At 44.0% G+C, this 24,712-nt stretch carries 29 protein-coding genes; 2 read left to right on the top strand and 27 right to left on the bottom strand.

The window, feature by feature from the left end; genetic code table 11:
• Positions 1-129 precede the first annotated feature (129 nt).
• On the top strand, positions 130-1,467 hold the full coding sequence (pepC, locus tag E4T82_RS05100) for an aminopeptidase C (protein ID WP_135181786.1): 1,338 nt from the start codon (positions 130-132) through the stop codon (positions 1,465-1,467).
• A gap of 75 nt (positions 1,468-1,542) precedes the next feature.
• Here the strand turns inward: pepC and E4T82_RS05095 are convergent, their stop codons facing one another.
• Genes E4T82_RS05095 through murQ form a run of 3 tightly spaced genes read right to left on the bottom strand, consistent with a single transcriptional unit; the run spans position 1,543 to position 4,903 of the window.
• Positions 1,543-2,574 carry a MupG family TIM beta-alpha barrel fold protein gene (locus E4T82_RS05095; protein ID WP_228065061.1) on the bottom strand — a complete coding sequence of 344 codons (1,032 nt, stop codon included), beginning with the start codon at positions 2,572-2,574 and terminating at the stop codon, positions 1,543-1,545.
• A complete protein-coding gene (locus E4T82_RS05090; protein WP_135181784.1) occupies positions 2,564-3,988 on the bottom strand; it encodes a PTS transporter subunit EIIC in 1,425 nt (474 codons plus the stop codon). Before E4T82_RS05090 ends, E4T82_RS05095 begins: the two co-directional genes overlap by 11 nt.
• Before the next feature lie 3 nt (positions 3,989-3,991).
• Complete coding sequence (gene murQ / locus E4T82_RS05085) at positions 3,992-4,903, bottom strand: N-acetylmuramic acid 6-phosphate etherase (RefSeq protein WP_135181783.1); 912 nt, start codon at positions 4,901-4,903, stop codon at positions 3,992-3,994.
• Positions 4,904-5,087: 184 nt separating this feature from the next.
• Between murQ and E4T82_RS05080 the strand changes: the two genes are divergently transcribed.
• A complete protein-coding gene (locus E4T82_RS05080) occupies positions 5,088-5,909 on the top strand; it encodes a MurR/RpiR family transcriptional regulator (RefSeq protein WP_135181782.1) in 822 nt (273 codons plus the stop codon).
• Positions 5,910-5,960: 51 nt separating this feature from the next.
• Here the strand turns inward: E4T82_RS05080 and trpB are convergent, their stop codons facing one another.
• From trpB to E4T82_RS04960, 24 genes are all read right to left on the bottom strand, one after another.
• A complete protein-coding gene (gene trpB, locus E4T82_RS05075) occupies positions 5,961-7,151 on the bottom strand; it encodes a tryptophan synthase subunit beta (RefSeq protein WP_135181781.1) in 1,191 nt (396 codons plus the stop codon).
• A gap of 541 nt (positions 7,152-7,692) precedes the next feature.
• Positions 7,693-8,208 carry a VanZ family protein gene (locus E4T82_RS05070; protein WP_135181780.1) on the bottom strand — a complete coding sequence of 172 codons (516 nt, stop codon included), beginning with the start codon at positions 8,206-8,208 and terminating at the stop codon, positions 7,693-7,695.
• Positions 8,205-9,317 carry a 23S rRNA (adenine(2503)-C(2))-methyltransferase RlmN gene (gene rlmN / locus E4T82_RS05065; protein WP_135181779.1) on the bottom strand — a complete coding sequence of 371 codons (1,113 nt, stop codon included), beginning with the start codon at positions 9,315-9,317 and terminating at the stop codon, positions 8,205-8,207. The genes E4T82_RS05070 and rlmN overlap by 4 nt, the downstream gene beginning before the upstream one ends.
• Positions 9,318-9,324: 7 nt before the next feature.
• Positions 9,325-9,891 (bottom strand): YutD family protein, encoded by a 567-nt coding sequence (locus E4T82_RS05060; protein ID WP_135181778.1) that lies wholly within the window; start codon positions 9,889-9,891, stop codon positions 9,325-9,327.
• Between the two features lie 693 nt (positions 9,892-10,584).
• Positions 10,585-11,634 carry a SepM family pheromone-processing serine protease gene (locus tag E4T82_RS05055; protein WP_135181777.1) on the bottom strand — a complete coding sequence of 350 codons (1,050 nt, stop codon included), beginning with the start codon at positions 11,632-11,634 and terminating at the stop codon, positions 10,585-10,587.
• Entirely contained in the window at positions 11,621-12,109 is a 489-nt protein-coding gene (gene coaD / locus E4T82_RS05050; protein WP_135181776.1) for a pantetheine-phosphate adenylyltransferase, read from the bottom strand. The genes E4T82_RS05055 and coaD overlap by 14 nt, the downstream gene beginning before the upstream one ends.
• Positions 12,099-12,638, bottom strand: coding sequence for a 16S rRNA (guanine(966)-N(2))-methyltransferase RsmD (gene rsmD / locus E4T82_RS05045; protein ID WP_135181775.1), 540 nt, complete (start codon positions 12,636-12,638; stop codon positions 12,099-12,101). Before rsmD ends, coaD begins: the two co-directional genes overlap by 11 nt.
• A gap of 91 nt (positions 12,639-12,729) precedes the next feature.
• Positions 12,730-13,113, bottom strand: coding sequence for a rhodanese-like domain-containing protein (locus E4T82_RS05040; RefSeq protein WP_135181774.1), 384 nt, complete (start codon positions 13,111-13,113; stop codon positions 12,730-12,732).
• Complete coding sequence (locus E4T82_RS05035) at positions 13,114-13,329, bottom strand: YqgQ family protein (protein WP_135181773.1); 216 nt, start codon at positions 13,327-13,329, stop codon at positions 13,114-13,116.
• Between the two features lie 197 nt (positions 13,330-13,526).
• Entirely contained in the window at positions 13,527-13,769 is a 243-nt protein-coding gene (gene yidD, locus E4T82_RS05030) for a membrane protein insertion efficiency factor YidD (RefSeq protein ID WP_135181772.1), read from the bottom strand.
• Positions 13,766-14,497: a pseudouridine synthase gene (locus E4T82_RS05025; RefSeq protein ID WP_135181771.1), complete on the bottom strand. Its 732-nt coding sequence runs from the start codon at positions 14,495-14,497 to the stop codon at positions 13,766-13,768. Before E4T82_RS05025 ends, yidD begins: the two co-directional genes overlap by 4 nt.
• Positions 14,484-15,059: an SMC-Scp complex subunit ScpB gene (gene scpB / locus E4T82_RS05020; protein WP_135181770.1), complete on the bottom strand. Its 576-nt coding sequence runs from the start codon at positions 15,057-15,059 to the stop codon at positions 14,484-14,486. The genes E4T82_RS05025 and scpB overlap by 14 nt, the downstream gene beginning before the upstream one ends.
• Positions 15,043-15,762: a segregation/condensation protein A gene (locus E4T82_RS05015; protein WP_135181769.1), complete on the bottom strand. Its 720-nt coding sequence runs from the start codon at positions 15,760-15,762 to the stop codon at positions 15,043-15,045. The genes scpB and E4T82_RS05015 overlap by 17 nt, the downstream gene beginning before the upstream one ends.
• A complete protein-coding gene (gene xerD, locus E4T82_RS05010; protein WP_135181768.1) occupies positions 15,752-16,486 on the bottom strand; it encodes a site-specific tyrosine recombinase XerD in 735 nt (244 codons plus the stop codon). The genes E4T82_RS05015 and xerD overlap by 11 nt, the downstream gene beginning before the upstream one ends.
• Positions 16,487-16,494: 8 nt before the next feature.
• Positions 16,495-16,941, bottom strand: coding sequence for a cyclic-di-AMP-binding protein CbpB (cbpB, locus tag E4T82_RS05005; RefSeq protein WP_135181767.1), 447 nt, complete (start codon positions 16,939-16,941; stop codon positions 16,495-16,497).
• Positions 16,938-17,468, bottom strand: coding sequence for a metallophosphoesterase (locus tag E4T82_RS05000; protein ID WP_135181766.1), 531 nt, complete (start codon positions 17,466-17,468; stop codon positions 16,938-16,940). Before E4T82_RS05000 ends, cbpB begins: the two co-directional genes overlap by 4 nt.
• Positions 17,438-18,427, bottom strand: coding sequence for a nucleoside-triphosphate diphosphatase (locus E4T82_RS04995; RefSeq protein ID WP_135181765.1), 990 nt, complete (start codon positions 18,425-18,427; stop codon positions 17,438-17,440). The genes E4T82_RS05000 and E4T82_RS04995 overlap by 31 nt, the downstream gene beginning before the upstream one ends.
• Positions 18,428-18,449: 22 nt before the next feature.
• On the bottom strand, positions 18,450-18,674 hold the full coding sequence (locus E4T82_RS04990; RefSeq protein ID WP_135181764.1) for a hypothetical protein: 225 nt from the start codon (positions 18,672-18,674) through the stop codon (positions 18,450-18,452).
• Between the two features lie 160 nt (positions 18,675-18,834).
• Positions 18,835-19,629: a glutamate racemase gene (gene racE, locus E4T82_RS04985; RefSeq protein ID WP_135181763.1), complete on the bottom strand. Its 795-nt coding sequence runs from the start codon at positions 19,627-19,629 to the stop codon at positions 18,835-18,837.
• Between the two features lie 119 nt (positions 19,630-19,748).
• Positions 19,749-19,985, bottom strand: coding sequence for a YneF family protein (locus tag E4T82_RS04980; RefSeq protein WP_135181762.1), 237 nt, complete (start codon positions 19,983-19,985; stop codon positions 19,749-19,751).
• Positions 19,986-20,117: 132 nt separating this feature from the next.
• Positions 20,118-20,699, bottom strand: a complete 582-nt coding sequence (locus tag E4T82_RS04975; RefSeq protein WP_135181761.1) for a hypothetical protein — start codon at positions 20,697-20,699, stop codon at positions 20,118-20,120.
• A 117-nt stretch (positions 20,700-20,816) separates the two neighbouring features.
• On the bottom strand, positions 20,817-22,064 hold the full coding sequence (locus E4T82_RS04970) for a diaminopimelate decarboxylase (RefSeq protein ID WP_135181760.1): 1,248 nt from the start codon (positions 22,062-22,064) through the stop codon (positions 20,817-20,819).
• A 138-nt stretch (positions 22,065-22,202) separates the two neighbouring features.
• On the bottom strand, positions 22,203-23,240 hold the full coding sequence (locus E4T82_RS04965) for a winged helix-turn-helix transcriptional regulator (protein WP_135181759.1): 1,038 nt from the start codon (positions 23,238-23,240) through the stop codon (positions 22,203-22,205).
• A 9-nt stretch (positions 23,241-23,249) separates the two neighbouring features.
• Complete coding sequence (locus tag E4T82_RS04960; RefSeq protein WP_135181758.1) at positions 23,250-24,506, bottom strand: MFS transporter; 1,257 nt, start codon at positions 24,504-24,506, stop codon at positions 23,250-23,252.
• Positions 24,507-24,712 lie beyond the last annotated feature (206 nt).

The raw sequence follows: 24,712 nt of genomic DNA, 5'->3' as shown, positions 1-24,712 counted from the left end.
AAGTGAGACATTGAATGAGCCAATTTGCCATCAACCACAGATCGTTTTTGAAGAAATACTGAATGAAGGGAAAAGGACCATTCAAACAATAGATAGTGAATACAAATTCTTATAGAAAAGGAGAATCTTATGAACTCATTAAACCAATCATTAACTGATAAATTTTTTGCCGAATATGAGGCAAATCAGCAATTTGCTGCCATGGAAAATGCAGTGACCCACAATGGTATCTATGCTTCTCTTGAAAAACGTAGCAGCAGCGTGGAAAACGAGCCAGTCTTTTCCATCGACTTGACCAAGGACAAGGTCAGCAATCAGAAAGCCTCTGGCCGTTGCTGGATGTTTGCAGCCTTGAATACCTTCCGCCACAAAATGATCGCTGGTTTCCAATTGGAAAACTTTGAACTGTCGCAAGCCCACACCTTCTTCTGGGACAAATACGAAAAATCCAACTGGTTCTTGGAGCAAATTCTGGCTACTGCTGATCAAGACTTGACCAGTCGCAAGGTGAAATTCCTCTTAGATGTCCCTCAACAAGACGGCGGTCAATGGGATATGGTCGTCTCCCTCTTTGAAAAATACGGTGTTGTACCTAAGTCCATCTATCCCGAGTCCATCTCTTCCAGTAACAGCCGTGAACTCAATGCCCTGTTGAATAAATTGCTCCGCCAAGATGCGCAAATCTTACGGGAATTGGTAGCACAGGGAGGAACAGCAGAAGCCATTCAAGCAAAAAAAGAAGAACTCTTGCAAGGAATCTTCAACTTCCTTGCTATGTCGCTTGGCTTACCACCTCGCACCTTTGACTTTGCCTACCGCGATAAAGACAACAACTACCATAGTGAAAAAGGCTTGACGCCGCAAGAATTTTATAAAAAATATGTAGATATTCCATTGGACGACTATGTGTCCATTATCAATGCACCGACTGCCGATAAGCCATATGGTAAATCCTATACCGTCGACATGCTCGGAAATGTCGTAGGCAGCCGACCTGTTCGTTACCTTAATGTGGAAATGGATCGCTTGAAGGAACTAGCTATTGCCCAAATGCAGGCAGGAGAAACAGTCTGGTTTGGCTCTGATGTAGGCCAATCGAGTAACCGCAAGACAGGTGTCATGGCAAACGGCATGTACGACTTCGTCTCTAGCATGAACATCGACCTCCACCAAGACAAGGCAGGACGCCTTGATTATAGCGAGAGCCTCATGACCCACGCCATGGTATTAACAGGTGTTGACCTTGATGAAAACGGCCAGTCTGTCAAATGGAAGGTTGAAAATTCATGGGGAGATAAGGTCGGAGACAAGGGCTACTTTGTCGCAAGTGACAGCTGGATGGACGAGTACACCTACCAAATCGTTGTGCGAAAAGACTTCCTGACTGAAGAAGAACTGGTAGCCTATCAGGCTGAACCGACTGTCCTAGCACCATGGGATCCAATGGGGGCTTTGGCCAGTAAATAAATAATATAGTGAACAAAAAGAGAGTGAGATACAATCGTGATTCCTAGAAATCGATTGTTCTCACTCTTTTTTAGGTCATATAAATACAAATGAAAATGGGGCTTCAATGTAGTCTAATAAAGGCCTACTTCGAGGATCTACTGACCCTATCACTTCTTGTCGACTATCTGCTGGTAAATCTACTAAGCAGATTTCCAATTCATGTTCATAACGTAAAAACTGAGCATTAGCTAAAACAATATCTCCTCGATGCCGCGCTACGCATCGTCCTTTCACTACAGTATCAGCTAATTGGCTCCTTGAATGCACAGCCCGAATGACATAATCACTCTTATCAATCCTATTTTCAAATACCATCCCTCTCCATTCTTCTGGTACATCGGCTACCAAAGGAATCATGCCTTTTGATACATACGACATCTCAAGGAGAGAATCTGACGCTAAACGGGTGTCTCCTACACAAATATAATCACATTGACCCTTCATCAAGCAATCTAGGCTAGCTTGTAACGGTGTCAAAAATCGGTGTTCTTCCACCGTTGGTAAGCCCTCAAACAAGGGGAAGCGACGCTCCTCGCCAGGTACAAACGCAATCACAGGAATAAAGTAGCGATGGAGCCGCTCATTAATCATCCGTAGACGCTCTATGCTTAAACCAGTATAAGGTTTGGGGTAATAATTATGGCAGGCCATTATCTTACTCAAATCCAAACCTTTTTTCTCTAGTGCTTCTATGAATTCATCTGTCAAGGTTGAAGCATTAAACACGAGCTGAAAGTCATGAGACAATTGGAGGATTTCTTCCTCTGATAGTCCATCATCAATCCGAACTGCTGTACATCCCAGTTCTTTTAGACCACTGATACCGAGTCGCTGATAACTCTCTGCGTTAATATCCACAAAAAGAGCAATCCCCTCTTTCTGACAAAAATCAACCATCCTTTTAAACTCTTGCTGCTGTCCTTTCTCTTCGGAAATATTTAACGATGTAAAGGCAAAGGAAAAACCGGACTGTTTATACTCTAAGATAAGATTTTGATTTGTTTGCACAGACCGCGAGGCATAGATGGAAAAACCAAAGGAACTTAAAAATGCTTTATTTTCCATAGACTTCATCAATCCGTTCCTCATCAATGCCAAAGAACCATGTGAGGACAAAACCACAGACATAAGCAGCCAACATGGCTAGGACGTACTGAAGCTGGGTTCCTGGTACCATGATTAGTAGGCCGAACAAGCCTGATACTCCCTGAGTAACTGTTCCTAAATGAAAGAGAACCGCTAGCATGCCGCCAATCCCTGAACCTAGACAAGCTGTGATAAAAGGTTTTCCTAACGGGAGAGTGACTGCGTACATCATTGGCTCTCCAATCCCCAATACTCCAACAGGCAGGGAGTCACGGGTTAATTGTTTTAATTTCTTATTTTTCGTTTTGAAGTAGAGGGCTAAACCTGCACCAACCTGACCTCCCCCAGCTGTCATCAGAATTGGTAGAAGATAGTTGATTCCACCAGTTGGTCCATCAGGATTATTCAATAAGACATGAATGGGGGTTAGAGCTTGATGGAGTCCGACCGATACCAATGGTAGGAAACCTGCCGATAATAGATATCCACCAACCACACCCAGCTGTTCATAGATAAAGGTTAGAGTATTGTAGATACCAGCTGTCAAGGTATTCCCCAAGGGCTGAATCACAATGACTGTCAGTAAACCACCTAATATCACCGTTAACAGAGGGGTTAAGAAGGTGTCTAAAAAACTCGGCATATATTTCCGAATGACTTTTTCTAAGTGAGCAAAGAATATTCCGGCAAATAGGGCTGCTAATAAACCTCCAACCCCTGGAGAGTAGGCTTTGTTGACCAAAGGCAGGATGATTGCTTGCTCATTGACCATTGTCAAGAGAGGCATGGAGGGCACAGACACAAACATGGCACCAGCAATAGCTCCTAAAATCGGACTTCCTTTAAATTCTTTTGCTGCATTCATTCCGACATAAATCGGCAAAAATGTAAAGAGACCCCAGCTCATCGTCCGAATACACTGGTACCACCACACCATCGCAAAGGCATTGTTCGTACTGACATTGATGATATTGGTAAGGCCATTGATCATCCCTGCTGCAATAATTCCTGGTAAGATAGGGACAAAGATGTTGGCGATTTTCTGTAAAAATCGTTGAAGTGGCTTATCGTGCTTTGCCTTATTTTCTTGCTTGTTGACAGTCGCTAACTCTTCTGCTGTCATTTCTTCCGTAACGCTTCCTAAGGGAATGCCTGTCGCTGCTGCAAATTCTTGACCCACTGTTGTAACGCGACCAGGGCCAAAGACGATTTGTAAGGTGTCCGCATCCACTACTCCTAAGACACCCTCGATTTGTTTTAATGCTTCAAACTGAACTGCTTGTCGATCTTTTAATTGTAGTCGCAATCGTGTCATGCAAATAGCATTTCCAGAAACATTTGCGACGCCTCCTATACTCGCTAATAATTGTTGAACCGTTGTTTTTGTTTCCATTGTTTACTCCTCGTTTTTCATGAACTCCCCAATCGCATGAACGATATTGTCTTGATGCTTTTCTAGCAGGGCTTCTGATTCGTCGAGACTTACTCCACCCAGCTGCATGAGAATGGCTTTTTTCACTTGCTGTTTGGATTGGGCAAAGACGTGTTCTGCTTCTGCCTCACTACAAGCTGTTGTCTTTTGGATAATCTGCTTGGCGCGCTTGACTAATTTTGCATTTGTTGGCTGAACATCCACCATATAGCCCTTATATACTTTTCCAAGCTGAATCATAGTCGCAGTTGAAATCATGTTTAAAATCAACTTTTGAGCTGTTCCTGCTTTCATACGGCTGGAGCCAGCCACCACTTCTGGTCCGACTAACACTTCGATGGCAATATCTGCAACTGCTGACAGCTCTGCTCCTTCTACGCAGGAAATGGAAGCAGTCTTAGCACCGATTTTTCTGGCATAATTAAGAGCAGAAAGGACATAAGGCGTGCGCCCTGATGCTGCTAAGCCAATGACCATGTCCTTGTCACAGACTTGGTAATCCTGCAAATCCTCCATCGCAGCAAGCTGGGCATCCTCTGCTCCTTCTTGAGCTGATAAAATAGCTTTGGGGCCGCCTGCGATAATTCCCTGTACCAACTCAGGGCTAACACCATAAGTCGGCGGGCATTCAGAAGCATCTAAAATCCCTAGTCGGCCTGATGTTCCTGCCCCAATATACAATATGCGTCCCTGCTTGCGAACACAGTCGACAGTCTGTTCAATGAGCCTATTTACTTGAGGGAGGACCTGAGCCACGGCATGGGCAACTTTTTGATCCTCCTGATTGATATAAGCCGTTAATTCCGCAATACTCATCTCTTCGATTGTTGCAGATGCGGGATTGACTTGCTCTGTATGCAACTCATGAATGTCCATAGGCATCCTCCTCCTTTGTGTTTGTAAACGTTTACTTTCTTTTATTATACACTATTGAAATTATTTTTCAAGATATTTTATTATTTTATGTAATTTATTTACAAAAAATAAGGGATAATCTCTCCTAAAACGAGGGAAATAGTGTACAATAAAGATATACAAACTCGTCAAAGGAAGAAGTAGTATGACAATTTTTTCTCCTAATATCAATGGTCTTACAAAGTCTGAACAACGGATTCTCCAATTTATCCAAGATAACCGTATCAGCGTTGAGACGATGACCATTCAGTATCTAGCAACCCAATGCAATACCTCGACAGCTACTGTCAGTCGCTTGGCGAAAAAACTCGGATTCTCCAATTTTCATAAATTTAAATTAGAGCTGTTAAACACCAAATACGATGAACTATACGACGCGCAAATTACCTCGGCCGATAGTGTAGAACATCTGGTTCTCAAACTGGCAAACTCCAATATGACCTCCATTCAAGAAACGCTCAGTCTCCTCAATATCGAGGAATTAAAATATGTGGTCGAATTAGTCAGAAATGCCAATACGATCTATCTATTTGGAGTGGGGACATCGGGAACCGTTTGTAGCGATTTTTATTATAAATTAAACCGGTTGGGAAAAAACTGCATCTACACTCAAGATTCCCATATCCAAACAGCTAGTATCGTATCGGCATCCCCAGATGATATTGCGATTGGTATCAGCTATAGCGGAACAACAAAGGAAGTGCTCGTCCCTTTACGATTTGCGGCTTCCCATGCTTTAAAAACCATCGCGATTACTGGTGTTGGAACAAGTCCTATTGTCAACATCTGTGATTTTGTATTCCGCATTCCTAGACACGAACAAGAGTTGCGGGTCGGAGCTATCGATTCACGGAATAACTCTATGTTTCTGACAGACTTGTTATATTTAGCCATGATTCAAGAAGATGTGTCTCAATTGAAGACCATTTTTGAAACAACAAAAGAGTTGACCAACTTACTCAAATAAAGACTGCCCTCTATGGTTTCTAGTCCAACATAAAACCATTCTTCACGGTGACTAAGAAAGCACAGAGTTTCGTTCCTCCAAATAGTCCGCAATCGCGGCCACGTCCTTGTCTCCTCGACCAGAGAGATTGACGATGATGATTTGGTCCTTATCCAATTGCGGAGCCCGTTTCATCGCTTCTGCCAAGGCATGCGAGCTTTCAATGGCTGGTACAATTCCCTCTGTCCGACTGAGGGTCAAGAGGGAATTGACAGCTTCATCATCTGTTGCCGCCACATATTCTACACGACCGCTTTCTTTAAAGAAAGCATGCTCTGGACCTACTCCTGGATAATCCAGCCCTGCTGAAATCGAATAAACTGGCGCTACACTACCTGCGTCATCAAAGAGGGCAATCGTCTTCATCCCGTCTACAATCCCAACGGTTCCCTTGGTCATGGTTGCTGCATGAAGGCTGGTATCAACCCCTTTTCCAGCAGCCTCGACCCCAACCAGACCGACGCTTTCATCTGCCACATATTGGGAGAAAGCACCGATGGCATTGGAACCACCGCCGACACAAGCCATAACATAATCAGGCAGGCGTCCTTCTTTTTCCAAGATTTGGCGGCGAGATTCGAGGCTGATAACCTTTTGGAACTCATGCACAATGGTCGGATAAGGATGTGGTCCTACTGCTGAACCCAAGACATAGAAGGCTTCCAAATCTGCCATCCATGCCCCAAAAGCAGCGTCTACCGCTTCTTTCAACGTTTGTGTACCTGCGGTGACTGCGTGTACCTTAGCACCCATCATCTCCATCCGGAAAACATTGAGGCGTTGGCGTTTGACATCTTCTGCCCCCATGTAAATATCACAGCCCATTCCGAAGCGAGCAGCGACCGCAGCTGTGGCGACCCCATGTTGACCTGCCCCTGTTTCTGCAATCACTCGGGTCTTGCCCATGCGTTTCGCTAATAAAATCTGTCCTAGCACATTGTTTAATTTGTGGGAACCGAGGTGGTTCAAATCTTCTCGTTTCAAGTAAATCTTTGCGCCACCTAGGCTCTTGGTCAATGATTCAGCGAAATAAAGTGGAGTCTCCCGCCCTGAATAGTCCTTTAAATAGGCTTGGTATTCCGCCAAAAATGCGGGATCCTCACGATAGGTTTCAAATGTCGCTTCTAATTCATCGAGCAATGCCTGAATCGCTTCTGGTACAAAGCTACCACCAAATTGTCCAAAATATCCTTTTTCTGCCATCTTATACCTCTTTCTTTTTTATAAGCCATCTGTTTATTGACAAGTCACTCATCAACTACTATTTTTATAAACGATTCAAACGCCATCGCTTCTTCATGATACAATCCCTCCTAATATAGTGCTATGTTGTGATAACACTATAGAAAAAGCCCCCGCATACAAAACTGTATGCGAGGGCGTCAATGACACGGTGCCACCTCACTTATGGAACTTGTCTAGAATCGTCCCATCTCTCAAGCTCCTCTATCAAGGAGCTGCACGGTAAGGGGTGCCAACCGAATTCTCATTGTTTTGAATTCACTATAGAACATCAGCCCATTTCATAAACGTCCGCTGCTTGTTCGCAATACCCACAAGCTCCCTGAAAACTTCTCGTCTACTACTTCTTCTGATTCTTACTCTGCGAAACTGAACACCTGACCTTGTCAGCTCACTTTGCCGTACGCTAAGTCGTTTCCTAGTCAGCTCTTCATTTTCATTGAGTATAGCCCATATTATAGGACTTCTTTTTATCTTTGTCAAGCTCTTTCTTGAAAAATCTTCATTTTTTTGTAAAGGCTTTCTTCCACAGGCAATAGGTCAGATAGGCAAGGATTCCTCCTAGTGTATTGGTCCAGAGGTCATCAACTTCAAAGACACGGCCTGCATCAAAGAGAAGATCCAGCAAGAGCTGGGTACACTCGATGAACAAACTCATCAAAAAGCTATAGATGGCAACTGCTCGAAGGCTCTGCCATTTTCTAAAAAGAAACACAAAGGCCAAGACAAGGGGGTAGAGCAGAAAAATGTTGGTGAGATTCTGAAGCAGGACCAGCCACCAGTCACCGAGGCTAACGAGCTGATCAGCATTGACGAAACTATTAAAGGGCACGGGCAAGAGATAGAGCCTGCCAATTTGGACAATCCCTGGCGTAGAAAAGGTCTTATACTGAGGATAGATATTTTGCGGTAGAAAGCACATACAACAGATTGCAAGGCCGTAGAGCCACGCCAAAAATAGGCCGACTTTTCGGCCGACCGTGGTCAATTCTCCGTCTACTCGAAACAGATTGCTCATGCCTTGATACCTGCTTTGGCCTTGGCTGCTGCAATACGGGCACGGGCTGATTCGCGGTCTTTTTTCATGGTGTTGGAGCGCAACTGACCACAAGCCGCATCAATATCGGTACCATGTTCCTGACGGACAACGCAGTTAACCCCATTTTTCTTGAGGCGGTCATAGAAAGCTGCCACCCGTTCTGGTGTGGAACGGCTATATTGGTCATGTTCGCTCACAGGGTTATAAGGAATCAAGTTAACGTAGGACAGCTTGCGAATATTCTTGGTCAAATCAGCCAATTCTTGGGCTTGTTCCACTCCGTCATTGACTTCGTTGAGCATGATATACTCGAAGGTCACCCGGCGGTTCGTCGTGTCGATATAGTCTTCAATGGCTTCAAACAAGACTTCAATTGGGAACTTACGGTTGATACGCATGATGCTTGAGCGAATGTCATTGTTTGGAGCGTGGAGAGAGACTGCTAGATTGACCTGCACACCTTCTCTCGCAAATTCACGAATTTTCGGTGCCAAGCCAGAGGTGGAAACGGTGATGTGACGAGCCCCGATGGCCATTCCCTTATCATCATTGACAATCCGCAAGAAATTGAGGACATTGTCGTAGTTATCAAAGGGTTCCCCAATCCCCATGACCACGATATGGCTGACGCGCTCCCCTTGATTGCGGTCATCAAAATACTTCTGCACCAGCATAATCTGCGCCATGATTTCTCCACTATTTAAATCTCGTTGCTTGCGAATCAAGCCAGAGGCACAGAAAGTACAGCCGATATTGCAGCCGACCTGGGTTGTCACACAGACAGACAAGCCGTAATGCTGGCGCATCAAAACTGTCTCAATCAGCATTCCATCAAGCAATTCAAATAGGTACTTGACCGTCCCGTCTTTTGATTCCTGTACGATGCGCTGTTTGAGGGGATTGACGACAAAGTGGTCGTTTAGTTTTGCAATCAAGTCTTTTGATAGATTGGTCATCTCGTCAAAGGTCTGAACACGTTTCCGATAGAGCCACTCCCAAATCTGCGTGGCGCGAAATTTCTTCTCATCCTGTGCCAATACCCAGTCCGTCAAATCCGTGCGGCTGAGGCTATAAATCGATGGTTTCATAGGTCTCCTACTTCTGGCGAATCACAAAGCCACGCTTGGCTTCCTGTGGTTCACGCTGATTCTTTTTCTTGTGTTGTTTCTTGCTACGTTCTAGTTTTGTCTGCTTTTGTGAGCGTTGATTTTGCTTATCGCTCTTTTCTTTTACGGTAAATGAACGCTGAGGTTTGCGATTGTTTCTGCTACGGCGTCTACGGATTGGGTGTTCTGCCACTTCTACTGGTAGTTCCTGCGGATTTGGATTTTCCAAGACAAAATAGGCGCAGCCAAAATTACAAAACTCTGTCAAGTAATCGTCCAAACGGCTGATTTTCAAGTCGAACTTCACTGCCTTCTCGTCCCTGTAAAAACCTTTCAAACGGAGCTGATCGTTGCCCCAATCTCCCACAATGTAATCAAACTTTAGCATGAGGGGAGAAAAACGTTGGCCAAAAGCCGTCTGATCAAAGGCTTGACGGTAGTCTTCCAAGAGATCTAGTTCAATATTTTCTGCGACAACCTTATCCCCGACTCGAGCAAAACTGGGACCAGGAAATTTATTATAATTGTACAATTCAGGTGCGATTTCCTTTTTCATAACTCCTCCTTTTCTCTTTTTTCTATCTAACCTTATTATTATAACACGATTCAACATCAATTTGATAGAGCAAGGCTATAGAATAGAAATTTCAGAATATTCTCATCTTCAATCGATACAGAAAAATTTTTAATCATTTCTTAGGTGTTTCGGACGCAAGCAACCTCCTCCAATCTTCAAAGTCGGAGTTTCAATTGCTAGGAATTGCACTACAGCGACAAATATCAATTTTAAACTCCCTTCGCTCCCTATTCCTCAAGCCATTTCAAAGTATTAAAAAAGAACCCCTATTGACTCTTAGAATGAAGAAACATTCTTTTGGGATACTTTTCTTAAGTGGTGCGAATGGTAGCGACTTCCTGCGGGATTCCATACCTAAATGTTGAGCCTAAAGTCTCAACATTTCCGAGTAGAGGCTGGGGCAAAAAGATTTTGATTTTTGAGATTCTTTATCATCAAACCTTCAAATGGATAAATTAGATACAAAAAGCGAACTAAACAGAATTCTGAGGGGTAGAAAACTAGTTTTGTTCGCTTTTTATATTTAGGGCTTGGACTTTTATCCAGTCTCTACGTTTACCACAGCGAAAAGTATCTGATGCAGCTCGCTTCGCTCAAGGAAATCGAAAAACAGAATGTTACATTAGCAGGGCTTTTGAATAGTTCTTGCGTTTGTCTACACTCTGAAAGCCCTTATTGGCTCTTGGTTTTCTTCAGATAGTCAATGGCTTCCTTGACATTGGTCACGGGTACAACTTCGATATCCAATTTATCCTTTTTGACAGCTTCCATTGCTTCTTCATAATTGGTTTTGGCATCTGGATGTTGTTTCAAAATCTCTTTATCGACTGGATTATTGGGAACAAAGAACACACTGGCTCCTGCTTTAGCCGCGGAGAGGACTTTCTTGTCGGCACCACCAATATCACCGACGGAACCATCTTCTCCAATCGTTCCAGTCCCCGCAATCATGCGACCGTCCCGTAAATCAGAATCTGCCAATTGGGTGTAAATGGCTAGCGTAAACATCAAGCCTGCACTTGGACCACCAATGCTTCCTGTCTGAAAATCAATCTGCTCACTGCTTTTGACTTCTGTATGGTCTACAAGGCCGATCCCAATGCCATTTTTCCCATTTTCTAGCTTGATGATTTTTCCATCTGCGGTCAATTCCTGACCAGCGCTCACATAGCCTACCCTGACATCGCTCCCCAGCTCCAGACTGCTGACGTATTCAATCAACTCTAGCGAACTTTTGAAGGTTTTACCATTGACGCTAACCACAGTATCAGCAATATTCAAAATATGCTTAAAAGTGGAATCCTCGGTCACATTGAGGACATAAACCCCGAAAAATTCCAAAGATGTTTCTTTCTTCGCCAAAGTCAATCCCTGATATTTGGCGATGTTCTGGGAAGTTTCCATATAGAATTGATTGATACGGTAGAATTCTTCACTGTTTGCGCCACCTGCCAACTCTTCCTTGGAAATAATATCAGAGTGCGAATCAAGGCTAGCAAAGAGGAGTTGAATAGCCGTAGCTGGCTTGACTTGCACATAGACAAAATTATAGGAGCCTGACTGTTCATCCTCTTTTCCACCAACGGTTAAGACTGTACGAATATCAGCTGCACCACCAGGGCTTTCGATATAGTAGGGAAGTGGGAATAAAAAGGCAACCCACAACAAGATGGTTGAGAAGACAATGGATAGAATTAGAACTAGTTTTTTATTTTTTTTCATACTTCATGAGTTCCTTGCTAATGATTTTAGGTACATAAGGGCTGATGTCTTGCTGAAAATGCAGGAGTTCCCGCACTTGAATGGAGGAGACGAACTTATATTCGGGCCTTGCTACTAGATAAATAGTCTCAAGTTCTGGCGCCAACCTGCGATTGTAAAAATCAAAACTGGATTCGTATTCCAGGTCAATCCCGTTGCGCAGACCACGCACCAAGTAACTGGCACCGATTTTTTTCGCCACATCCACAACCAGTTCATCTTGGGCGACCAAGACCTTGACCGTAGGCATCTCGGCTACTGCCTCTTCAATCAATCGTTTGCGTTTCTCGCTTGTCAACAGCCCTTGCTTGTGCGGATTGATAAAGATACCTACGTAGAGGGCATCAAAGAGCTGACTGGCACGCCTAATCAAGTCCAAATGCCCATTTGTAAGAGGGTCAAATGACCCCGTAAAAAGTCCAATTTTACCTGACATAAACCGTCACCTTGCTAATTCCATAGATTTTTTCTTTCCAAATGCCCAAGTCCGCGATTTCTTCTGGAAGCTGGACCTGCTTGTCTGTCTCACAGACCACCATGACTTCTTCTGCCAGCAACTGTTTCTGACACAAGGCCGTGACCGTCTCTACAATCGTTTCCTTGGCGTAAGGTGGGTCTAAAAAGACGAGGTCAAAAGGACCATTTACCACCTCTAGCGCATGCTGAGCCTCCATCTGCAAGAACTGAAACTTACTAGCTTCCTTGGTCATGGCAATGTTTTCTTTAATGATGGCTTGCGCTTGTCGGTCGCGCTCCACCAGAACTGCCTGCTCCATGCCACGTGAAATGGCCTCAATAGACAAGCCACCACTTCCTGCAAATAAATCCAAGACACGCCCCCCATCAAAATAAGGGCCAATCATATTAAACATGGCACCGCGAACCTTGTCAGATGTCGGACGTGTTGTCTTTCCGGCTAAGGTTTTGAGCGGTCTGCCACCGTAATTTCCAGAAATAATTCTCATAGTTCTTATTATACCATACTTACCCTTGAACCAATCTGTAAAAAATATCTACAACAATTCAATAAAAAAGAGCAGTTCTGCTCCCTTTCATCTAGTTGCTTTTCACTTTTCCGTCCCAGCCATTCAAACCATAGCCAAGAATATAAATTTCGTTAAAACCTTGCTTTTTCAAATAGAGGGCTGCTTGAGTGACCAGTTGCCCACGATCGTTTTCATAAAGCAAGACAGGCTTATCCTTGCGAAGGGCTGCAAGGCTCTGTTTCAATTGTTGATAAGGAATATTACGAGCACCCATAATATGTTTCTTCCGATATTCAGTTGGCTCACGCAAATCAATCAGTTGCCCATTGTGAATTTTTTGAGCGAATTCATGATTTTCGACTACTTTTGCTGCTTGACGCAAACGCCAATAATTGAATGCGATCCAAGCTCCTACTAATACAACAAATGCCAGTAATACATATAAGGTTGACATTTAACTCTCCTTTTTCTTTTGATATTCTAACTCCAAACGATGCTCTCGTCTTAAAACCATCTCTGCTTCCATGTACTCCAATCGATCGATGACACCTGCTTGATAAAGACCATGCAATTCAATCTGCATCAATTCAATATCATAGAGTCGATTGCCCATATATACAATAATTCCAAAACGTTTCAGCAATTGCTGTACATCATAAAGTCTCGCCATAAAAAGAGTGTAGCAAAACTTGAAAGATAATGCAATAGTCAGCAGACAATCTTCAGAACAAACGCATGAAGAAAATCATTCGTTGAAAAAGCAATGAACATCGCAAATTGTTATCCGTATCTCACAATTCAACTCTTTTTCCTGCGACCAAACTGTAAAAATCTCTTTTTTATAATTGCTTCACTTTAGAACAGCACCTATTCATCCACCTGCTGGCGCTTGAGGCTGAAGGTATCGGGTACTGGGTCTTTGCCTCCTGCCACAAAGGGGTGACAGCGTAGGATGCGCGCTATCCCCATGAGAAGGCCTTTTAGTCCATGCTTTTGGAGCGCCTCAATCATGTAGCTTGAACAGGTCGGTTGGTAGCGGCAACTAGGCGGGAAAAGGGGGGAGATAAAGCGCTGGTAGAGGCGCACTAGCCCTATCAAGAGAACCGTCATTTTTTCTGCTTCTTCGTGACAGCAAGAGTATGGAGCTTGCTGACATCTTTCTTGTTCAATTTGCGGGATTCTCCCGGACGAAGCCCCGTCAAGTCGAGATTGCCAAAGCGGGCCCGAGATAGCTTGTCCACCTGCAAACCAACAGCTTCGAACATCTTTTTCACCTGATGATTGCGTCCCTCATGAATGGTCAATTCAACGACCGATCGGTTTTTCACGGAATCTACTTTCAAGATATTGTACACGGCTGGCTTGGTTTTCTTGCCGTCAATGACCACTCCACGGGTCAAGGGGCGCAAGACTTCTTTATTCGCAATTCCTTTAACACGCGCCACATAGACCTTATCAATCTCATTACGTGGGTGAATCATTTCATCGGTGAAATCTCCGTCATTGGTCAAAAGCAAGACCCCTGATGTATCCCAGTCCAATCGTCCCACAGGGTAGATTCGCTCCGTCACCTGTGGTAGAAGATCAATCACGGTCTTTCTGCCCTTGTCATCTGATACACTTGAAATCACCCCGCGCGGTTTGTTGAGAAGGTAGTAGACCTTCTCCTCATTGTAAATCGGCTGGCCTTCCACTTCAACCCTATCACCTGATTTAATGGTCGTTCCAAGTTCACGTACAACTTGACCATTGACCGTCACCAAGCCCTGCTTAATCAGCTCTTCAGCCTTTCGACGGCTAGCCACGCCAGCGTGAGCGATGTATTTATTGATTCTCATCTTCTTCTATCTCTTTTCTTTCTACGAACAATTCGGTTTCTTCATCGACCAAATCAAGTTCTGACACCTCGGGCAATTCCTCCAACTGATTGATTCCCATATAATCGAGGAAATAATCGGTTGTGACATATAAATTGGGACGCCCTAAGACCTCTTTTTTACCATTTTCCCGAATGAGGTCAAAGGCCTGTAATTTGCTGATGGCTCCGCTTGAGTTGACCCCGCGAATGCTATCTACTTCAATCCTCGTAATCGGCTGCTTGTAGGCGATAATGGACAGAGTTTCCAGAAGGGCACGTGACATCGATTGGTTCATCGGCGTTTTGGCATAGGTACGCAGGAGGTCTGCGTACTCTTTTTTTGTGACCAATTTGTAGCGACTCGACGACTCCAAAATAGCAAGCCCTGACTGATTATCTGCCTGGTGTTTTTCAGTTAATTTTTCGAGCTGTTGTATAATAGCTGACGGCTGTAAATCCAGCATTTCAGCCATATTGCGGACCGTCAAGCCCTCTTCTCCTGCTACAAATAAGAGCACTTCAATCTCAGCTAATCGGCTCATCTTCACTCCTTATCAAGTAAATCTCTCCAAAATTTTCGGTCTGTTCCATGGTGATTTCCTTACTTTTGACCATTTCAAGCGTCGCCAAAAAAATGGTAATCACTTCATTCATATCCCGACTTTGGACAAACAATTCCCGCAAGACCAAGCGTTTTCCTCTTTGAAACTGCCTGCGAACCTGCTCCATCATATCTTCGATTTTATATTCATCACGCGCAATGGTCGTATGGCTCACCCGCAATTCTTCCTGCTTTTCAGCCATGACTTTTGAAAAGGCGAGAAAAATATCAATCACCGACTTGTCTTGCGCTAAGGTCACATCATCATAGACCAATTCCAACTTGGGTTTGGAAAAATAGTGAGCGCGTTCCTCGTGCTGTTCCTTTAATTTTTCACTGAGGACCTTAAAGGTACGATATTCTTCCAATTGTGACAGCAATTCCTGCTCGGGATCATCTGTAACCTCCTCCTGCTCCACGACCTTGGGCAAAAGCCTGCGGCTCTTGATCAGCATCAGCTGACTGGCCATAACCATGTATTCGCCAGCAATCTCAAGACGCATGGCTTGTAGGGTCGCGATATAGGCAAGATATTGCTCGATGACTTCGGTAATCGGCACTTCGTAGATGTCCATTTGGTACTTAGACACTAAGTGAAGGAGTAAATCAAGCGGTCCTTCAAAATCTTTTAATTTAATATCCATGTTTGTATTTTTCTAGACTCATCGTTGTTTTTAAGCCCAACAACTTGGCAATGTCTGCCAACTCTTTGCCAGCCTGCAATTGCCTCAGGATAAATTGTTCCCGCAACTTCTGGGCATTCCATTCCGACTTTCCTTGTTCCTCTAAAAATGCACTCAAGCGCTTGAAAAACCACTGACGGGAATAAGACGATCCATTCTTATCAAACAGATAAATCCCCTTTTCCACTTCTAAAAGTGGAAACAACTGATTTGGAATCGGGATAATCCGCTTCTGAGCCGACTTTTGAATAGCCAAGACCTGAAAATTTCGGTCTATATCTGCTTGTTTCATAACAGCTAACTCACTCGGTAAAAGCCCTAGGTAAGCAATCAAGAGTGCGATCTTCTGTCCGTCTTTATACTTGGTCTCCGCCCATAAAAAGCTCAAATCTTCCAAGCTCGTACCTACAGGCTTTGATAACACCTGCTGAGGGGCTTTCATCTTATAATAGCGGTCCAAAATGCCGTTTTCATAAAGATAGAATAAAAACTGATTAACAGCAGACAGCTTGCGCTTTTGAGCAGCTGGTTTTAAATCTTGTAAAAAGGCTTGATAGAGTGCTAAGGTCGTCGGATTTGGTCTTACGCACTGCTTGCTAAACTGCTCTAAATCATAGAGATAAGCCGTTTTTGAGTTTTCAGATAGCTTTTTCGTCGCAAGAAACTCCTGAATATACTGTGTCATTTCCTTCATCACTTTGACCCGAGTGTGAAGTTGTGAAGCAGGGCATTAACAGCCTTTAAAATGGACTTGCGAGTGATAATGCCTAGAAATTCTCCTTGTTCACCAACGACTGGTAAGAATGCTTGATCCACCAATTTTCGCATGACTTCTTCTAGGTGATAAGAGGCCCCAACGGTTGCGACATCCTTTTCCACAATAAGGGAAATATCCATGTGCAGCTGGTCATCTGTCAATTCATTTTCAGATTGGTATTTAACAATTTCCCGCAGACCAATCGTACCGACAAAGCAATTGTCCTCCGTGACGACAGGGACGCGTGAGTAGGTCATGTGGCTAAGTAAGAGCTTGGCATGATCGATATTATGTGTATCAATAATCACTGCCAATTTATTCGCCGGAGTCAAAAAGGTTTCTTCCTGCGCTAAGAGAAAGGTTTCAAATTCACGTGTAATCATCTTGGAATATCCTTTGTTAGTGGTGCGTAGACTTGGTGATCGCGATTGTAATAGTCAATATGGATATGGTCCTCAAAAATCGTAAGAATCGCATAGAGGCATTCCTGAATCATTCCCCGTGGTTGACGAATGGATCCTGGATTGACAAAGAGCGTCTTGCCCCGCACGCTGGCATCTGGTACATGTAGATGTCCATAGAGACAGATGTCTGCTCCTACCTCTTCTGCCCAATAATCCAGTCGCATCCAACTAAAATTGATACCATACAGATGTCCGTGGGTCTGTGCAATTGTCACATCTCCCAGTTGAATCACAAGTTGATTGGGATAAGCAGAGTCATAATCACAGTTTCCTCTGACCACATAAATGCCATCCCAGAGAGAATCCTTAGCATCTAGCTCTGAATCACCATTATGAAACATCGCAGCGACCTTTCCTAGATAGCGTTCTTTTACTTCTTGGACAATGGCACGGTCGCCGTGCGAATCACTCATGACTAAAAGTGTTTGAGGTTCTGTTCTTGCCATGCTGGAAATACCTCCAATAATTTTTTGAGTGCTTGAGCACGGTGAGACTGGCTATTTTTTTCCTCCAAGCTCAATTGGGCTGCTGTCCGACCTGTTTCTCCTACCAAGAAGAGCGGGTCATAGCCAAATCCATTTTCCCCTTGCGGAACAGTTGCAATATAGCCATCCCAATCCGCTTCAACAACGAGACTATCGACATTTGGTGCTGCAACAACCAAGGTACAGTGGAATTGAGCTGAACGATCTTTTGGTTCAAAGACCATAGCCAACTCATGGAGCAATTTGGCATTGTTTCTTGCATCGGTCGCGTCAGGACCAGAAAAACGTGCTGACCAGACACCCGGCATACCACCGAGTTTGTCAACCTTAAGACCCGAATCATCTGCCAGCACGATTTTTCCTGTCAGATTAGCAATGGTTTCCGCTTTAAGACGGGCATTTTCTTCAAAGGTCACGCCTGTCTCAGCCACATCTGGCAGCTCAGGGTAGACATTGAGATTTTCCACCTTGTAGCCCAATTTTTCAAAGAACTGACGGAATTCAGTCGTCTTTCCTTCATTTTGGGTCGCAATTAAAATAGTATCCCCAACAGCTGTTGGCAAATCTCCCTGACCAAAGAAAGTCTCTGCTACTACACCAGCCTGTGGCAGCTGAATATCGATAATCTGCTGCCCATCCATCACGAGGACCGCTCCCTTGTGCTGGACAACCGACAACTTGCGTCTGAGCTTTTCATTGATGATTTGAACGAGAAAGTTCAAAAAGGAGAAAGCCGAGCCATATTTCACAACATGAACCTGCAAGCCCTCAAGCGATAGTCGTTCTAGCAACTGATAAAAACGTCTCCGAACACTTTCGCAGTGTTCATCATCACCAAAACACGTCAAATAGCTAAACTCAGCCCATGTGCCAAGATACCAATCATTGGCATCTTTGTATTCATAGATTTTTTCTGTCATCGTTTCTACACTCCAGTTTTCTTCAAATACTTGTTACAGTCTGCGCCAAAATTCTTCTTCCTCCCTTAGGCAAATGGAGATAGAGTAGACGCCCCTTTTCCACCACCAAAACCGTGCCTTGGTGTTCGACTACTTCAAGATTGCGCTCGGTATTGTCATTGATGATGTCGATGGTAAAGGAAAGCAAACAAAAATCGGAACTTTTCTTCACAATCGTCAAGGAAAATCCATTGGGACCCGTCTCCATTTTCCAGCAGTGAGAGCAGGCTTCGTGAAGGCGATCGCAGACACGACTCAGAAAAAATGTTTAGTCGTGCTCTCATTTCCCAAGCCTGAGATAGTCTTCAACCCTTTCCAACTTCCGACATACCAATCTTGTTCGTCCTTGTATTTGTAAATCTTTTCTGTCACAGGCTTACATGCTCCACCTGTATGTCTTTTCCGAGCCAGTTTTCCGCAATTTCCCGAAAGGCCGCTGGACTAGCTGTCGTATAAAAGAAATGTTGCGGTTTCTCTGCGGTTCTGCTGTGGTTGATTTCAAAATAATTGAGCAAGACAGAGATGTCCCGTGCGCATTCTGCCCCACTATCAATCAAGGTCACATCCTGCCCCAAGACATTTTGGATTATGGGACGGAGCAAGGGATAGTGGGTACAACCTAGCACGACCGTATCGGCCATGCCTTTCATGCTTTGAAGCGTTTCATAGACCACTTTTTTTGCTAGACTTGACTGGTAATTGTTTGACTCCACCAAAGGAACAAACTTGGGACAGGCAAGACTGGTCACCTGTGTATCGGGAGATAGAGCCTGAATTTTTTCCCGATAGATGTCTGACTGGATGGTCATGGCTGTCCCTAACACACCGATTTTTCCTGTCTTTGAAGCCTTGATTGCCGATGATGCTCCTGGCAAAATCACACCGAGAACAGGAATGTCTAACTTGGCCTTGACTTCTTCCCAAGCAACTGCCGTTGCTGTATTGCAGGCAAAGACAATCATCTTGACATTTTTTGTTTGTAAAAACTGAACCAATTCCCATGTGTACTCTCGGATTTGTTCAGCAGGGCGCGGACCATAAGGGGCTCTCGCAGAATCCCCAATATACACGATTTCTTCGTGGGGCAGCTGGCGCATCAATTCACGCGCAACGGTCAAACCACCCACACCCGAATCTAAAAATCCAATAGGTCGATTATCCATAATGTTTCCTTATTGAGTGCAACTCCTCCTAAGAGAAGCTCACACGAATTAAAAAATAGGAGAGTGAGGACAGTCGATGTTTCCGACATTTCGACTGGTGTCCCACTTCCCCCACTTGATTATTTTTTCTTAGTCGTGATTTTTTGCTGACTCTTGATTTGACGAAGCACTTGTTGTACTTTAGCTTCACTTGGTTTTTGACCCATTTGGCTCATCATGGCACGGAGGGCATTCTCGTCTAAAACAGGCTTATCAGCGATGTAGTTTTCCACCTGTTTGCGTGACAGGTAAATTCCTAAAGCAACACCGCCAGCAAAGGCTACGATAATCAATACAATTGCAAGACCTAGATCCATATCTATCTCCTATTTTCTAAATTACAAAATCAATTCTCCCTATTATACCAAATTTACGTGGAATTTCCAAGATTTATCTTAAAAGTTCTTCACGACTAAAAGAGAACAAAAAGAGCGGATGTGTTTTTAGAACTACCCACCCCGCAACATGCCGCTATCAATCATGTAGGTGAAAGTTGTGGCTGTCTCAAAGTTTCCTTCCGTGCCTTTGACCTCCGTTTGCCCATCCTGCCGTAACACATAAATGCGATCATTTTCTCGATAAGCCAGTCCCTTTTCAGACAAGGATTGCTCACCTTTTACCAACTGGACGACTGAGGCACTGCGGTATGGACCATATTGGGCATTTGTTTTCGTATTCACCGCATAGATACCGTCTTCTTTTACAAATACAAATAAAGAACTCTGGGTATTTTCATACTCTTCAATCTGGTCTAAAACAACTGTACCTGCCGAATCTTTCAGCGTATAGGTCTCCCCGTCTTTCTCCAACTGATAGCCATTCAAATAGGTATCACCGACGATTTTTGCCAGCCCTTCTGATACCTGCTTGCGCTGTGCTCTTTGCTGTTCTTCGTTAAATTGTCGAACAACTTGCGCTTGTCGCACTCTCTCTGCTTCTTTTTCCCGCTTGACTTCTCGCTGATAGTAGTAAACGCCACGACCGATTAAAGCAATCAAGGGGAATACCCATAACCAATTCTTCTTTTTCATTTTAAAGCCTCTTTATACTCTATAAAAATCAAAATCTGACTAGGCAACGAAATCGTAGCTAGAACTGAAGTTCAGCAAGATGAGTTAACGACGTCAGACTTTGATTTTTGACGAGTATTATTTCTCAAAATCAAAGCCATACAAGGTCGCAAAATAATCCTCTGGCTTTTCTGCCCGACGAATCATACGCGCGCTTCCATCTTCTTGGAGCAAAATCTCTGCCGAGCGCAGGCGACCGTTATAGTTATAGCCCATGGAAAAGCCATGTGCACCCGCATCGTGAATGACGAGCGTATCGCCCACTTCCGCCTGTGGCAAGTCCCGCTGCACCGCAAACTTGTCATTGTTTTCACACAAGGAGCCAACCACATCTACCACTTCAACCGGGGCATCAGGACGGCTGATATTAGTGATATGATGGTAAGCCCCGTAGAAAGCTGGCCGCATGAGATTGGCTGCTGAGGCATCCACTCCAATATAGGTGCGATAGGTTTCCTTACGGTGGAGAACCTTGGTCACCAAATGCCCATGAGGTGCCAACATAAAGCGCCCGAGTTCGGTATAGATCTTGACCTCACCCATTCCCGCAGGTGTCAAGACATCTTCATAGGCCTTACGAACCCCTTCACCAATCGCGGCAATATCATTCGCCTCTTGCTCTGGACGGTAGTTCACACCAATACCACCAGACAGGTTGATAAAGTCAAGCACAACACCTGTCTGCTCACGAATCTCAAGCGCCAATTCAAATAATTGTTTTGCCAAGGTTGGATAATAGTCATTGGTCACGGTATTAGAAGCCAAGAAGGCATGAAGACCAAATTCTTTCACTCCAAGTTCTTTCAATTCACGGTAACCTTGCAGCAATTGCTCCTTGGTCATGCCGAATTTTGATTCTTCCGGATGGTCCATGATATCTGTTCCCAGTGAAAAGACACCGCCAGGATTGTAACGCAGGCAGACCGCTTCTGGAATCCCCGCCACTTCTTCCAAGAAAGAAATATGCTCATAGGCATCCAAGTTGATAATCGCTCCCACTTCCCGCGCGTAGACAAATTCCGACCCTTGAGTGTCATTTGAGGTAAACATAATGTCTGTAAAACCTAGCTTTTCACTCATTATCACCTCGACATCGGTCGCACAATCGACCCCGCAGCCTTCTTCTTTTAAAATCTTCAAGATAGCAGGTGTCGGAGTGGCCTTGACTGCAAAATACTCCTTGAAACCCTTGTTCCACGAAAAAGCTTGGTACAAGGCGCGTGCCTTCTCACGAATCCCTTTCTCATCATACAGATGAAATGGAGTAGGAAAGGCTTCTGTAATCACTTCTAGCGCTTCTTTACTGATAAATGGTTCTTTTGTCATCGCTCTACCTCGTCAAATTTTTACTATTATACCATACTTTCAGGGGGAGTAAACAAGGAACTTGCCTATTACATCTGCTTCCTAACTGCCATGGGCTTGAAAAGGGCTTAAACCGTATGGTTCAACCCTTCAACCCTCTTACAAATCAAAATCTTCTTCTAGCTTCGCAATCATTTCCCGTAGCAAACTCTTATTAGCATCAAACTTGACCGTCTTATCATTCGTGTTAAAGAGCAAGAGCTTGGCATTGATGAGTTTTTGAGTGTGAAAGGACACTGCTGCTCCTGTAATGTTCAACTGTTCTGCAATGTCCTTACTCTTAGCATGCGGTTTGGTTAAGGCCACCATAACCTTGTAGCGCGTCTCATCACTCATGATTTTTAAGGTCGCAGTCAGCAAATCTTCGTCCATCGATTGATCCGTCAAGAGGAGCTTGTCAATGTCTACCGATACACATAAGATGGCAGGATGGATCTTGTAATGGCTATTGCAAACATAGGAAAAATGTACCAACCAAGGACTTATGACAAAAAACTGAATCTCATCATAGCCCAATTCTTCGATACAAACCGACTTGTACAAGCCATATTCACCAAAGATTTCCTCACACGAAAACTGTTGCACAAATTCTGTTCTCTGCCTCTGAAATTGCTCGTAAAAAGGACGATACAAGGGAGCTACGGCTGAGACCAAGGCGAGCTGCTCACGAATTGTGTCCAAGGGCCTGCGAATGGCTTGAAACCATTCCCACTTCTCCTCAGCTTTTAGGTCTGTCTGCTCCAGCAATTCTAACAAATCCGCCTCTTGATTGTCCTCCCCTCGACTGATTGCGACTAAGGCAAAGCGGAGGGCCCGCTCAGCCGTCTCTTGCGAAACTTCAGCTATCAGCTGACAAGCCTCTTCTAGTGTTTTGGGATCTTGTCCTACTTCTAACAATTCAAAATACAGATAATGGAGAAAACTAAAATTGGCTCCAAACAGGTAAGTAGGTAAACGTTCAGTCATATCCTCAAAGAGTGATTCCAACTGCTGCTCCACCAACAGAGCCTCTTTCAAAATCTCTTTTGCTTTTTGGCTTCTCTCCTCGGCTTCCTCTATCTGTTTCTTTTGGACATAGAAAGGAGCCATTAAAAATTCGACAATTTCACTACGATGTTTGCTATACAGTAATTCCATACGATGATCCTATTCTTCTACCATAGATGCTACATTTCTTATAGTATAGACCAAAAGGGCAAGAGAAAGCAAGAAAAAAATCATCGAAATGCTTCTAGCACCACAAAGCACAATCAAGACAGACATCACCCCCTGCATCACCACTATGCCTAGCTGAACGAAGGTCGTAATCCCCGCGCTAATCGTTGCCAGTTGATATTCTGGCAAGGCACGATAGATAAGGGCATGGATTTTGGGGTTCATCACCCCTGCAAAGATTGCTACCAAAAACATGCAGACGAAAACACCATAGACAAATCGGAGGTAAAAGCTCACAAAGAGAAATACGGGAACATAAACCACCCATTTTGTCAACCTGGCAATCGTCATCTCTTTAAATAAACTGGTCGTCAGCAAACTACCCAAAATCGATCCGACGAGATAGGTAATGGAAACAGCCGCAATGGTCATTGGTCCGTTAAAGATGACAAAATCTGGCATTTCTTTTATGGATAAAATCATCAAAGGGGTCAAAGCGACAAAGAGAGCGTTCAAAGCTGTCAGTACTAGAATCACCGCCTTCAACACAGGGATTCCTTGGACTGCTTGATAAGAAGCAAGGAAATCCTGTTTCATATCTGAAACGAGATTTCTAGACCCCTCCTTCTTGACCTCTTGCTTCAAGGGATTGTCAGCCAGTAATTTCTTCAAAGCAGGACGGATACTCAGGGTAATCAAGAGACTGAGGAAAAAAGTTCCTGCATTGAAAAAGGCTAACTGCTGATAGGTCATCACTCCGATTAAGACCGCACCACTAGACTGAAAGACGATACGCAAGATAGCCCCAATCCCTTGACGAAAGGCCAAAGCCGCTTCACGGTCTTCATTTGAAATTACTCGTAAACTCACTGGCATAAAGAGATAGGATTCGTATTGCCCCGCAATATCTGACAAAAGATTGACAACACAGACCACCGCCACGATCCACAAGGCTGGTGAAAAACCCATGACAAGGCCAACAATCCCGTAGAACAAGACCCGAACAACCAAGGTTCCTACAATCGTATCCAGCTTATTTTTGGTCTTGTCCGCCCACATCCCAATGAAGAGACCAGCTAAAATCGGCAAAGTTTCAGACAAGGTAATCATAGAAAGAGCTAATTTGGTATCTGGCAAGAGCAAAACATAGTTCATCATGGCCAAATAATAGAGGACATCCCCAAAATTAGACACCATATCAGCCACAAATGATAGCATAAATAGTCTATTTTTCAACATCTTTTTCATACGTATTCTCCTTTTTATAGCTTTATTATAGCCGTAACTTCCCAAAAAGCAAGGCTATTTCAGCAAGTGGTGCGCATCCCCCAGTAAGTGGTCAGAAATTCTCAGTTACCTGCATCATAGACACGGCTTTTTCAACTTTATTTTTATTAAACAATTACTTAATTATATTTTACTCTTCTTTTCTAAAAAAAAAAAGTCAATGATTT

The sequence above is a fragment of the Streptococcus cuniculi genome (genome assembly GCF_004570575.1).
In the GTDB taxonomy this organism is placed as follows: domain Bacteria; phylum Bacillota; class Bacilli; order Lactobacillales; family Streptococcaceae; genus Streptococcus; species Streptococcus cuniculi_A.
This window is presented reverse-complemented; position numbering and strand designations above follow the sequence as displayed.

Excerpts from the sequence above, each read along its gene's own strand:
- pepC (WP_135181786.1), top strand. The coding sequence starts at position 130 with ATGAACTCATTAAACCAATCATTAACTGATAAATTTTTTGCCGAATAT.
- E4T82_RS05095 (WP_228065061.1), bottom strand. The coding sequence starts at position 2,574 with ATGGAAAATAAAGCATTTTTAAGTTCCTTTGGTTTTTCCATCTATGCC.
- E4T82_RS05090 (WP_135181784.1), bottom strand. The coding sequence starts at position 3,988 with ATGGAAACAAAAACAACGGTTCAACAATTATTAGCGAGTATAGGAGGC.
- murQ (WP_135181783.1), bottom strand. The coding sequence starts at position 4,903 with ATGGACATTCATGAGTTGCATACAGAGCAAGTCAATCCCGCATCTGCA.
- E4T82_RS05080 (WP_135181782.1), top strand. The coding sequence starts at position 5,088 with ATGACAATTTTTTCTCCTAATATCAATGGTCTTACAAAGTCTGAACAA.
- trpB (WP_135181781.1), bottom strand. The coding sequence starts at position 7,151 with ATGGCAGAAAAAGGATATTTTGGACAATTTGGTGGTAGCTTTGTACCA.
- E4T82_RS05070 (WP_135181780.1), bottom strand. The coding sequence starts at position 8,208 with ATGAGCAATCTGTTTCGAGTAGACGGAGAATTGACCACGGTCGGCCGA.
- rlmN (WP_135181779.1), bottom strand. The coding sequence starts at position 9,317 with ATGAAACCATCGATTTATAGCCTCAGCCGCACGGATTTGACGGACTGG.
- E4T82_RS05060 (WP_135181778.1), bottom strand. The coding sequence starts at position 9,891 with ATGAAAAAGGAAATCGCACCTGAATTGTACAATTATAATAAATTTCCT.
- E4T82_RS05055 (WP_135181777.1), bottom strand. The coding sequence starts at position 11,634 with ATGAAAAAAAATAAAAAACTAGTTCTAATTCTATCCATTGTCTTCTCA.
- coaD (WP_135181776.1), bottom strand. The coding sequence starts at position 12,109 with ATGTCAGGTAAAATTGGACTTTTTACGGGGTCATTTGACCCTCTTACA.
- rsmD (WP_135181775.1), bottom strand. The coding sequence starts at position 12,638 with ATGAGAATTATTTCTGGAAATTACGGTGGCAGACCGCTCAAAACCTTA.
- E4T82_RS05040 (WP_135181774.1), bottom strand. The coding sequence starts at position 13,113 with ATGTCAACCTTATATGTATTACTGGCATTTGTTGTATTAGTAGGAGCT.
- E4T82_RS05035 (WP_135181773.1), bottom strand. The coding sequence starts at position 13,329 with ATGGCGAGACTTTATGATGTACAGCAATTGCTGAAACGTTTTGGAATT.
- yidD (WP_135181772.1), bottom strand. The coding sequence starts at position 13,769 with ATGACGGTTCTCTTGATAGGGCTAGTGCGCCTCTACCAGCGCTTTATC.
- E4T82_RS05025 (WP_135181771.1), bottom strand. The coding sequence starts at position 14,497 with ATGAGAATCAATAAATACATCGCTCACGCTGGCGTGGCTAGCCGTCGA.
- scpB (WP_135181770.1), bottom strand. The coding sequence starts at position 15,059 with ATGAGCCGATTAGCTGAGATTGAAGTGCTCTTATTTGTAGCAGGAGAA.
- E4T82_RS05015 (WP_135181769.1), bottom strand. The coding sequence starts at position 15,762 with ATGGATATTAAATTAAAAGATTTTGAAGGACCGCTTGATTTACTCCTT.
- xerD (WP_135181768.1), bottom strand. The coding sequence starts at position 16,486 with ATGACACAGTATATTCAGGAGTTTCTTGCGACGAAAAAGCTATCTGAA.
- cbpB (WP_135181767.1), bottom strand. The coding sequence starts at position 16,941 with ATGATTACACGTGAATTTGAAACCTTTCTCTTAGCGCAGGAAGAAACC.
- E4T82_RS05000 (WP_135181766.1), bottom strand. The coding sequence starts at position 17,468 with ATGGCAAGAACAGAACCTCAAACACTTTTAGTCATGAGTGATTCGCAC.
- E4T82_RS04995 (WP_135181765.1), bottom strand. The coding sequence starts at position 18,427 with ATGACAGAAAAAATCTATGAATACAAAGATGCCAATGATTGGTATCTT.
- E4T82_RS04990 (WP_135181764.1), bottom strand. The coding sequence starts at position 18,674 with ATGGAGACGGGTCCCAATGGATTTTCCTTGACGATTGTGAAGAAAAGT.
- racE (WP_135181763.1), bottom strand. The coding sequence starts at position 19,629 with ATGGATAATCGACCTATTGGATTTTTAGATTCGGGTGTGGGTGGTTTG.
- E4T82_RS04980 (WP_135181762.1), bottom strand. The coding sequence starts at position 19,985 with ATGGATCTAGGTCTTGCAATTGTATTGATTATCGTAGCCTTTGCTGGC.
- E4T82_RS04975 (WP_135181761.1), bottom strand. The coding sequence starts at position 20,699 with ATGAAAAAGAAGAATTGGTTATGGGTATTCCCCTTGATTGCTTTAATC.
- E4T82_RS04970 (WP_135181760.1), bottom strand. The coding sequence starts at position 22,064 with ATGACAAAAGAACCATTTATCAGTAAAGAAGCGCTAGAAGTGATTACA.
- E4T82_RS04965 (WP_135181759.1), bottom strand. The coding sequence starts at position 23,240 with ATGGAATTACTGTATAGCAAACATCGTAGTGAAATTGTCGAATTTTTA.
- E4T82_RS04960 (WP_135181758.1), bottom strand. The coding sequence starts at position 24,506 with ATGAAAAAGATGTTGAAAAATAGACTATTTATGCTATCATTTGTGGCT.